This is a genomic window from Rhodopirellula europaea 6C, from assembly GCF_000338295.1.
Classification (GTDB): Bacteria; Planctomycetota; Planctomycetia; order Pirellulales; family Pirellulaceae; genus Rhodopirellula; species Rhodopirellula europaea.
The window spans coordinates 1-6,743 of the sequence record NZ_ANMO01000055.1 but is presented as its reverse complement, the minus strand read 5'-3'; the positions used below and the strand labels follow the sequence as shown (position 1 = coordinate 6,743).

At 56.7% G+C, this 6,743-nt stretch carries 7 protein-coding genes; 5 read left to right on the top strand and 2 right to left on the bottom strand.

Annotated features, from left to right (window positions below; translation table 11 throughout):
• Positions 1 to 102 precede the first annotated feature (102 nt).
• The gene (locus RE6C_RS04855) at positions 103 to 1,272 is read right to left on the bottom strand and encodes a DUF1559 domain-containing protein (protein WP_008654405.1); all 1,170 of its coding nucleotides are present in this window, start codon (positions 1,270 to 1,272) and stop codon (positions 103 to 105) included.
• Positions 1,273 to 1,520: 248 nt separating this feature from the next.
• Positions 1,521 to 1,913: a response regulator gene (locus tag RE6C_RS04850; protein ID WP_236615449.1), complete on the bottom strand. Its 393-nt coding sequence runs from the start codon at positions 1,911 to 1,913 to the stop codon at positions 1,521 to 1,523.
• A 113-nt stretch (positions 1,914 to 2,026) separates the two neighbouring features.
• On the opposite strand from RE6C_RS04850, the gene RE6C_RS04845 reads away from it, so the two are divergent.
• From RE6C_RS04845 to RE6C_RS04825, 5 genes are all read left to right on the top strand, one after another.
• Complete coding sequence (locus RE6C_RS04845) at positions 2,027 to 3,052, top strand: YfgM family protein (protein ID WP_008654402.1); 1,026 nt, start codon at positions 2,027 to 2,029, stop codon at positions 3,050 to 3,052.
• A complete protein-coding gene (locus tag RE6C_RS04840; protein ID WP_039961222.1) occupies positions 3,052 to 4,053 on the top strand; it encodes an RluA family pseudouridine synthase in 1,002 nt (333 codons plus the stop codon). The genes RE6C_RS04845 and RE6C_RS04840 overlap by 1 nt, the downstream gene beginning before the upstream one ends.
• Before the next feature lie 22 nt (positions 4,054 to 4,075).
• A complete protein-coding gene (locus RE6C_RS04835) occupies positions 4,076 to 4,882 on the top strand; it encodes a TerC family protein (protein WP_008654400.1) in 807 nt (268 codons plus the stop codon).
• 226 nt (positions 4,883 to 5,108) lie between these two features.
• The gene (locus tag RE6C_RS04830; protein ID WP_008654399.1) at positions 5,109 to 5,900 is read left to right on the top strand and encodes a hypothetical protein; all 792 of its coding nucleotides are present in this window, start codon (positions 5,109 to 5,111) and stop codon (positions 5,898 to 5,900) included.
• 9 nt (positions 5,901 to 5,909) lie between these two features.
• Positions 5,910 to 6,686, top strand: a complete 777-nt coding sequence (locus RE6C_RS04825; RefSeq protein ID WP_008654397.1) for a PIG-L deacetylase family protein — start codon at positions 5,910 to 5,912, stop codon at positions 6,684 to 6,686.
• Positions 6,687 to 6,743 lie beyond the last annotated feature (57 nt).

Genomic DNA, 6,743 nt, shown 5'->3' with positions numbered 1-6,743 from the left:
CAAATGGGCAATTGATGGTCGGTGAAGTCATTTCAGTCGTCAGAGCAAAAACACTTTGCAATTTGCATTTGTCAATTTGCACTTTGCAATCGCCTCTCAACGCTACCTCTCGTCGTCTGAAATCGGTTCACGGCCGCGGGGTGTCATCAGTGCTTGCCAGACACGCATGTCGATCGTTTCAGAGATGAACCGTGTGCCACCATCGGCCATGGAAACATTCACACCTTCGGCATGCGCCGACGATGGGCGAGCCAAATCGGCGGCATTGGTGCGGCTCATCTGCATCGTTTCGGTGAGTGCGCGTTCGCCGTTGATCCGGTGAATGTCGCGGGGCTGCTTGTCGTTGCTCCAGTCCACCCCGTGCCAAACCATCGCATTGGTGAACCGACTGAGCGTTGGGTAAAGCACCTCGTCAGGATGGTTCTCGAAAATCAAATCCTCATCGTTGACGAATCCTGATCGATGCCACGAAAGCGCATGAAGCGATTCGGAGAACAAGACCGTGTTGCCCGCTCCATCGCGAAAGTCATCCAGTCGGATTGGTTTCGCGATGGGGACGTGTTCGTCTTCGGCAGACGATTCCAAACGAGCGGAGACCTGGTTCCCGAAGACTCCGAACTCGTTGCTCATTGATTCGGCAAACGTGACGGTTTTCGTTGTGCCGCCGGGATGAAAGATCGCATGCTGGCCGGCGATCATGTCTCGCGGTGGGAAGAACACGCCAGCATTCGCGACGTAACTGTTGCGTCCGTCGTCTTCACTTTGGGTGGGATCCGTTGGACACTGCATGATCGCCAAGTTCGGTGCCGCAAGCGGGTGAAAGCCTTGCCCGCTGAATCCGGTGGTGGAACCTTCGGCTCGAGTGAGGATCGGATAGCGGTCTTCGGTCCAATGTTCGTAGGTTGGTTGAGCATCCAGCCAAGGAAGCAACGCGACCGCCCAAGTTCCGATCTTTCGGTGAGGAGCGAGGTTTTGCGAGCTACCTTCGTGCCATTCGGCAGTCGGGTCTCGCAACGGAGAGAGCACCGTTTCGGTTTCTGGATCCCAGCCAAAATGGCCAAATTCCATCACCCAACCCGGCATTTCACCCTTGGTGTTTTCGTACTGGATCGCGGCCAAGCTCAGGTTTTTGATTTTCGTCCTGCATTGGTTCATCCTCGCGTAGATTCTCGGGGTACTGACCGCTGGGATCAGCAGTGCCATCACAATCCCAATGCAAAACAGAACCACCACCACATCCAGTAGCGTCAATCCGGAACGATTGCCTGTCATCGTCGCACCTCGCAGTCCAGGGGGATTCGAACAGCGTCTCAGGTGCATTGTAGGCCAGATCAGTCACTGGCGTTCGTAGGCCAGGTTCCACCTGGCGATCGTTCTTCGCCGAAAGATCCCGCTCTCGCGAAAGCGTTCGAAAGGACGCCTCGCTTTGTCCCAAAGCATCGGCGTGGTTGCCATGTACAACATGGCCTACGAGGCGAAGCGTCGTAGCCGGATTCGCCCAAATTCGGACGCTCCCTCGCTCAGTCGGCGGCGTTCTTTTTCAGGCGTTCTTCAATGATGCTGACCAGTTGTTTGGGACTGAAGGGTTTGCTAACCAGCGATACCAAGCCTGGGCGGTCAACAATCCGGTCCGGATCGATTTCGAATCCTTTGGCCGTGCACAGCACAATCACCGAGATCGACGTGGTTTCAACGACGCGACCGATCAAATCCACGCCGCTGAGTTCCGGCATTTCGTGGTCAGTCACCAAGACATCAAACTTTTGACCGGACTGAATCTCATCCCACGCGAGTTGACCGTTGGCGACCGCGGTCACGTCCATTCCGGCTCGGTCCAGGGTGAATTGCAACAAATGACGCAGAACCGGATCGTCTTCCGCAATCAAAACCCGCTTTTTCTCAGGAGCATTCATGTTTTTTGCGATCATTCGTGGGGGCGTTCGGTACTTGCTTGTCTTGACGTTAAGTTCCGGCGATTTCTATACTTCGGGCTCACGGAATCGAATCCCTCCACCCCTGCGAACGTATGAACAGCGAGCGACGTCACCAGCTGAACGAGAATGAACTTGCCGGAGCCCTCGACAAGTTCAACCACTCGATTGAGCCCTATTCCAAGCCAATCGCCTTGGGTGTCGCAGCGTTCTTCGTTGCCGTGTTGGGATACGGGTTTTATTCCAGCACCAAATCGGACAATCGAAGCGACGCCACGTTGCAATTGATTGACGCGTCCATCACCGGAGACACCGAGAGTCTAGCGACCATTGCCGCGAAGTACCCGAATACCTCCGCTGCAGCTTGGGCACGTCTTTACCAAGGCGGTCAGCAAATGGGAATTGGATTCTCAACGTTGTACACGAGTCGCGACGAAGCCGAAACATTGCTGGACGATGCGGTGGAGGCTTACAACCAGGCGATGGAGTTGAGCAACGATGCGATGATCCAGTCGCGAGCTCACTACGGTTTGGCGCAGATCGCCGAAGCTCGCGGCAACGTGGAAGACGCCATCCGCGAATATGAAGAAGCCATGGCCGTCGGCGAATCAGCCGCGATGGTCGACGAGGCCAAAGCTCGAATCGCCGCGTTGTCGTCGCCTCAAGCCAAGGACTTCCTGGCGTGGTTCCAAGAACAAGACTTCTCGCCCGCCGAGCCAAGCTTGCCACCGTCGTTGCCAGGTGCTGGCGATTTGCCTGACCTGCCAGATTTGGATCTGCCACCATTGGATTTGCCGATGGATGATCTGAGCGAAGGTGACGCAGCGGATGCAGACGCAAACGAGGCTGCTGAATCGGAAGAAAGCGACGCGGAAACGGAAGAGCCAGAGATGACCGAAGAGCCCGCTGAGACGGAGACTCCTGAAGAGCCAGCCACAGAAGAAGCTGCTCCCGAAGAGACCGCAGCGGAAGAATCCACCGAAGAAGAAACCGCCGAGCCAGCCGAAGAAATGAAGGAAGAGGCTCCGGCTGAGGAAGCAGTTGAGGAATCCGCTGCTGAGAAAACTCCCGAAGTGGAAGAAACACCCGCAGCCGATGAACCTGCCGCATCCGACGAGTGATGCGAGAATTCGTCGTTCCTGAATCCGCCAATGGGTTTCGAATCGATTTGTTTCTGACCCAGTCCTGCGATGGCTACAGCCGATCGCAAATTCGGGACGCGGTTCAGAACGATGGTGCCGAAGTCGATGGGCGGATCATCCGTCCGAGCTACAAGGTGAAGGCCGGGCAAAAGGTCCGGTTTCGCGTGCCGCCTCCGGCCTCGGACGACACGATTCCCGAGAACATCCCGCTGGATATTCTCTACGAAGACGACGGGTTGGTCGTGATCAACAAGCCCGCGGGAATGGTCGTGCACCCCGCGCGTGGCAATTGGACGGGGACGCTGACCAGTGCGTTGGCGTTTCGCTTTCAGTCGTTGTCGGATGTTGGTGGTCCAACGCGTCCCGGCATCGTGCATCGTCTCGATCGAGACACCAGCGGTGTGATTGTCGTCGCGAAAAACAATGCGGTGCATTTGAACCTCGCGGCCCAGTGGCACGACCGCTTGGTCCAAAAAGAATACACGGCGATCACGTTTGGTCGCCTCGATCGAGATCGCGACTGGATTCACGCATCGATCGGACGCCACCCGTACCAGCGTGACAAACAAGCGATCCGCGAAGGTCATTCCACTAGTAAAACGGCGTCGACGTTTTATGAAGTCGTTGAACGGCACGGTCGAGTGACACGCGTCGACGTGCGGCCGAAAACGGGACGAACACACCAAATTCGCGTGCACTTGGCCCACATTGGATGCCCGATTTTGTGTGACCGATTGTACGGCGGTCACTCCGAACTTTCGCGTTCTCAAATCAGACGGTTGGCTGGCACGGAAGTCGCAATACCCGGAGTGAAGCCGACTCCCGAAGGCGAAGAGATTTTGCTTTCTCGCCAAGCGTTGCACGCCAAGGCGTTGACGTTTACCAATCCGCAAACCGGGAAGGAAATGACGCTGACGGCGCCCCTTCCGCCTGATTTGCAAGCCGTTCTTGATCTGTTGTCATCCGACTCTTCTCTCTGAAATCTCTTGGAATCCCGTCGCCATGGCTGAGCTCTTTTCAATCTCCGGTCTGTTCACACTCGGAATGCTCGTGCTGCTTCAAGCGGTGTTGGGTTTCGACAATCTGCTTTACATCTCAATCGAAAGCAAACGCGTCGCGGAGGATCAGCAGTCGAAGGTTCGCAAGCTCGGCATCGGGGTGGCGGTTGTCTTGCGGATCGTGCTGTTGTTCGTGGTCGTGAGATTGATCGCGTTGTTGGAGGAGCCCTTTGTCGAGTTCCATAACGGCTACATCGACGCTGCCATTTCAGGTCACAGCTTGATCGTTCTGTTTGGTGGAGCGTTCATCCTTTGGACCGCTCTGAAAGAGATCTATCACTTGCTCGCCGAACCCGATTTGGGGCATTCCGAAGAGACCGCCACGGCAAGTGTTGGCAAAACGATTGGTTTGATCGTGATGATGAACTTGGTGTTCTCGTTCGACTCGATCCTCAGCGCGATGGCTCTCACCAAAAGCTTCGCGATCATGGCGACGGCCATCGTCATCAGCGGTGCGATGATGATCTTCTTGGCCGACCGAGTCGCGGACTTCTTGAAGAAGAACCGCATGTACGAAGTGTTGGGGCTGTTTGTGTTGTTCATCGTTGGGGTGATGTTGGTCAGCGAAGGTGGCCACTTGGCTCATGTCGCGTTGTTCGGCCACGAAGTGCATCCGATGGCGAAGAGCACGTTTTACTTTGTGCTGGCGATTTTGATTGTGGTCGACATTGTTCAGGCCAAGTACCAAAGGACGTTGTTGGCTCGTCAAGACGCTGCCACGGCTCACATGCCAAAGAAAGCCGAAGCCTAGAGAGGTTCGCATGTCCGCTTCCCCGCACCGGCGACCGGCGCCCAAGCGACGTCCCGTGACGGACTTGGAACCCGGTCGAGTACCGCCACCCAAGGCCCCGAAGATGGCCCCGAGTCGCGCCAAGCCGACTGCCGCTGCCAAGACGCCCGCTGGTGCCAGTCCGCCCTCCGGTGACAACCCATCTGCCGGGAAGCCCGTAAAACGCCCTTCGGTTCCGCCCGGTGTTGTGCCGCCTCGCGATCGTGACACGTTGTTCGCGTTGGCAGAATTCCTGCAAACGCGACGGCCTGATCCCAAGCGGATTTCGGTGGTGCAGCGTGAGATTCACGCTGAGGTGTTGGGGCTGAGCCGAACGATCGATCGACCCAACTTCAAGCGAGTCGGGCGGGATGACTTGGTCCGTCTGATTCATCTGCTCGATGAATCTCTCTTCGAAGGACGCGTTCTGCCAGTCGCGAAAGCGGAGGGATTGGAGTTTTCGTTTTCGTCGCGAATGACCAGTGCCGCCGGAAAGCTTGTCACGCACTATCCGAATGGCAAGCGAAACGGTCCGCGTCGGTTTGAAATGATTTTGTCATCCACGCTGTTGTTTCAGACCTTCGAAGATGTCGATCGGCCTGTCACCGTTACCGGTCGTCAGTGCAAGGACCGGCTCGAAGCGATGCAGCGGGTCGCTGAGCACGAAATGACTCACCTGATTGAGATGCTGATTTGGAACGCGGGCAATTGCAACCAAAAACGTTTTCAATCGATCGCTCGCAGTTTCTTTGGTCACACAGATTATCAGCATGATTTGATCACCCAGCGGGAGCGGGCCGCGACGAAGTTCAATATTCGAGTTGGTGATCAGGTTGCGTTTCGCGACGGCACCCGTCAGGTGGTCGGTCGAGTCAACCGCATCACGCGTCGTGCGACGGTTTTGGTCAATGATCCCAAAGGCGAGTTGTTCAGCAACGGCGAGCGCTATGTCCGGTATTATGTCCCTCTGGAAAAGCTGAGTCTCGTTTCATCGAAGTAGAGGTCCCTGATGCCGTCCGTTCTAGCCGTTGCCGCGCACCCCGATGACATCGAGTTTCTTTACGCCGGGACCATGTTGTTGCTTAGTCAACGAGGTTGGGACGTGCACTACATGAATGTTGCCGATGGTTCTCGCGGCAGCACGACGATGGGGCCGCAAGAATGCGCCGCGACCCGATTGGAGGAGGCCAAGCAAGCAGCCAAGGTTCTCGGTGCGACGTTCTACCCACCGATTTGTGCGGACATGGAAGTCGCGTACACGACGGAGAACATTCAGAAGGTCGCCGCGGTGGTTCGCCAATCCAAGGCATCGATTGTGCTGACCCATTCGCCCATCGATTACATGGAAGATCACGAAAACGCGTGTCGGCTAGCGGTCAGCGCCGCGTTCGCCCATGGGATGCCGAACCTCGAAAGCATTCCTCCGACGCCGGTCTACATGGATCCGGTGACCGTCTACCACGCCCAACCCGTTGGTTGCCGCCAGCCCACAGGTGAGCTTGTGACGCCGCATTTCTATGTGGACACCGGAGCGGTCATGGAACAGAAGGCGGAATCGCTCGCATGTCACGCCAGCCAGAAACAATGGCTGGACGAGAGCCAGGGCATGGACAGCTACATCGAAGCGATGCGAGATCTGTCCCGGATGGTCGGCCAAATGAGCGGGCAATACGAACACGCTGAAGGTTGGCGTCGCCGTGAACACTGGGGATTCTGCGGACCCGACGATGATCCGTTGCGGGCGGCGCTGGTGGATCAGATCGCAGAAGGAACCAAAAACCTGTAGCTCGGTGGTCCCCCACCGAGTCACGCGCGGTTGTTGCGAAAGGCGGATTGCAAAGTG

Excerpts from the sequence above, each read along its gene's own strand:
- RE6C_RS04855 (WP_008654405.1), bottom strand. The coding sequence starts at position 1,272 with ATGACAGGCAATCGTTCCGGATTGACGCTACTGGATGTGGTGGTGGTT.
- RE6C_RS04850 (WP_236615449.1), bottom strand. The coding sequence starts at position 1,913 with ATGAATGCTCCTGAGAAAAAGCGGGTTTTGATTGCGGAAGACGATCCG.
- RE6C_RS04845 (WP_008654402.1), top strand. The coding sequence starts at position 2,027 with ATGAACAGCGAGCGACGTCACCAGCTGAACGAGAATGAACTTGCCGGA.
- RE6C_RS04840 (WP_039961222.1), top strand. The coding sequence starts at position 3,052 with ATGCGAGAATTCGTCGTTCCTGAATCCGCCAATGGGTTTCGAATCGAT.
- RE6C_RS04835 (WP_008654400.1), top strand. The coding sequence starts at position 4,076 with ATGGCTGAGCTCTTTTCAATCTCCGGTCTGTTCACACTCGGAATGCTC.
- RE6C_RS04825 (WP_008654397.1), top strand. The coding sequence starts at position 5,910 with ATGCCGTCCGTTCTAGCCGTTGCCGCGCACCCCGATGACATCGAGTTT.